The sequence below is a fragment of the Clostridium sp. SGI.024 genome (genome assembly GCF_050315195.1).
Lineage (GTDB): Bacteria > Bacillota > Clostridia > Clostridiales > Clostridiaceae > Clostridium.
Genome location: NZ_JBNPON010000120.1, coordinates 1 through 3,327, shown reverse-complemented (window position 1 = coordinate 3,327; position 3,327 = coordinate 1). Strand labels below are relative to the sequence as shown.

The following is a 3,327-nucleotide window of genomic DNA, read 5'->3' as shown; positions in this document are numbered from 1 at the left end:
TTAATTTATATTTACAATAAGATTTTAACATAGTAAGAAAACATTATCAATAAAATTTTACTAACTTTTACTAAGTATTTTACTAAGTATTTTACTAACTTTTACTAAGCATTTTTATTTAAAAAAGGTGGCTAATTTTTAAAAATTAACCACCTTTTTCTATCTTTATGAAACTTGTGAGTTTTCAAATTGACTATTGTATAATGATGCATAGAAGCCATTTTTGCTTAATAATTCACTATGAGTACCTTGCTCTACAATATCTCCTTCATTCATAACTAAAATTAAATCAGCATCTCTTATAGTAGATAATCTATGAGCAATTATAAAGCTAGTTCTACCTTCCATTAAGTTATTCATAGCTTTTTGAATAAGAATTTCAGTTCTAGTGTCTACAGAACTTGTTGCTTCATCTAATATTAGTATTTTAGGATCTGCTAAAATTGCACGAGCTATAGTAAGTAACTGTTTTTGACCTTGTGATACATTACTTGCATCTTCGTTTAATTCCATATTATATCCATCAGGTAAAGTTTTAATAAAATGATGAACATGAGCAGCTTTTGAAGCCTTAATTACTTCTTCATCACTTGCATCTAAATTACCATACCTAATGTTATCCATTATTGAACCATTAAATAACCAAGTATCTTGAAGTACCATACCAAATATCTTTCTTAAATCGTTTCTATCAAAATCTTTAATATTATAATTATCTAGTAAAATTTCACCACTATTTAATTCATAGAATCTCATTAATAATTTAACAATTGTTGTTTTACCAGCACCTGTTGGACCAACAATAGCAATTCTTTGTCCTGGCTTTATTTTACATGAGAAATCATTGATAATTATTTTATCTTCATTATACCCAAAATGAACATCTTTAAATGTAACTTCCCCTTTTATCTCTTCAATATTTATTGGATTTATTCCACAATTAATTTCTTCTTCCTCTTCTAGGAATTCAAATACTCTTTCTGCAGCAGCTGCTGTAGATTGTAATACATTAGCTATTTGAGCTGCTTGTGCTATTGGCTGATTAAAAGATCTAATATATTGAATAAAAGATTGTATATCACCAACTTCTATACGATTTTTAACAGTTAAATATCCTCCTAGAATTGTAACGGCTACATAACCTATATTACCTATAAAGGTCATTATAGGCATCATCATACCAGATAAAAATTGAGATTTCCAAGCTGAATTATATAAAGTATTATTTAATTCATTAAACTCTTCAACAGCTTTATCTTCACCATTAAAGGCTTTCATTATATTATGACCACTATATATTTCTTCAACATGTCCATTTACATGACCTAAATAAGTCTGTTGCTCTTTAAAGTACTTTTGAGACTTCTTAACAACAAATGAAATAAATAATCCTGATAATGGTACTATTAATAAAGCTACAATTGTCATTGTAACACTTATCGAAAGCATCATAATTACTACACCAATAAGAGTGGTAATTGATGTAAATACTTGAGATAAACTTTGATTTAATGTATTGCTTACAGTATCTACATCATTAGTTACTCTTGATAAAACTTCTCCATGAGTCATTTTATCAAAATACTTAAGAGGCATTTTATTTATTTTTAATGATATTTCTTTTCTTAAATTATATGAAACCTTTTGTGCTATACCTGACATTATAAATCCCTGAATAAATGCAAATATTGCACTTACAGCATATAGTACAATTAATATAACAAGTATATTACCTATATAAGTAAAATCAATTCCTGCATTAGCTTCTCCAGAAATTTTACTTACTAATCCTTCAAACAACTTAGTGGTTGCTTTTCCTAAAATTTTAGGTCCAATTATAGAAAATGCTGCACTACCAATAGCAAAAATTAAAACTATTATTATTGATATTCTATATGGTTTTAAATAATTTAATAATTTTTTAAATGTTCCTTTAAAATCTTTGGCTTTTCCACCAGCAAACTTCATTCCTCCCATATGACCACCAAAGCCACCATGTTTTTTACCGCCTAAATTATTACTCATGACATTAGTTCCTCCTTTGAAAGTTGTGATAAAGCTATTTGCTTGTAAACTTCACAGTTCTCTATAAGATCTCTGTGAGTTCCAATTCCTACAACTTCACCCTCATCTAGAACTATTATTTGATTTGCATCTTTTATAGTACTAATTCTTTGAGCTACAATTATCATTGTTGCATCTTTAATATTTTCTTTTATTGCTTTTCTTAATGCTGAATCAGTTTTAAAGTCTAAAGCTGAAAAACTATCATCAAATACATATATTTCTGGTTTTTTAACTAATGCTCTAGCTATTGATAATCTTTGTTTTTGCCCTCCAGATACATTAGTTCCACCTTGTGATATTTCACTACTATATTTATCAGGCTTAGCTTCAATAAATTCTGAAGCTTGTGCTATATCAGAAGCCCTCTTTAAATCTTTCATATTTACATTAGATGAACCATATTTCAAATTACTTTCAATAGTTCCAGAGAATAATACACCTTTTTGAGGAATATAACCTATTTTTTCTCGTAATTCCTTTTGTTTAACATCTCTAATATCTATTCCATCAATTTCTATATTTCCTTCAGTAACATCATAAAATCTAGGAATAAGATTAATTAAAGTTGATTTTCCGCTACCAGTACTTCCAATTATAGCTGTTGTTTCACCAGGCTTAGCTATAAAACTTATATTTTTAATAACATAATCCTCTGCTCCAGGATATTTAAAGCTAACATTTTTATATTCTACATATCCTTTTTTAGATACATTGAATTTTTTAGTTTCTTTTTTATCTTTAATAGATAAATCAGTATATAAAACTTCACTAATACGTTGAGCCGATACTGATGCACGTGGTAACATAATAGAAATCATAGTAATCATTAAAAATGACATAATTATTTGCATAGCATATTGCATAAATGCCATCATATTACCTACTTGCATTTTACCTAAATCAACTTGATGTGCACCTACCCAAACTATTAATAACGTTAATCCATTCATAATTAGCATCATCATTGGCATCATTGATGACATTAATCTATTTACAAATAAGTTTGTTTTTGTTAAATCCTTATTAGCTTTATCAAATCTTTCTTCCTCATGTTTTTGTGTACTAAAGGCTCTAATAACTAGCATACCAGTTAAACTTTCCCTAGTTACTAAGTTAAGCTTATCTATTAATTTTTGAACTGACTTAAACTTAGGCATAGCAAAAGTAAATAATATACTAACTAGTAAAATTATTAATACTACTCCAATTGCAATTATCCATGTCATATTAGTATCAGTTTTTAGTACTTTTAATACCCCT

General features: G+C 27.5%; 2 protein-coding genes. Both read right to left on the bottom strand.

Features of this window, described 5'->3' with window-relative positions; all coding sequences use genetic code 11:
• Window positions 1–165: 165 nt before the first annotated feature.
• On the bottom strand, window positions 166–2,025 hold the full coding sequence (locus ACQRD5_RS16860; RefSeq protein ID WP_294363849.1) for an ABC transporter ATP-binding protein: 1,860 nt from the start codon (window positions 2,023–2,025) through the stop codon (window positions 166–168).
• On the bottom strand, window positions 2,022–3,327 hold a 1,306-nt coding region (locus ACQRD5_RS16855; protein WP_427747091.1), incomplete at its 5' end, for an ABC transporter ATP-binding protein. The genes ACQRD5_RS16855 and ACQRD5_RS16860, both read right to left, overlap by 4 nt.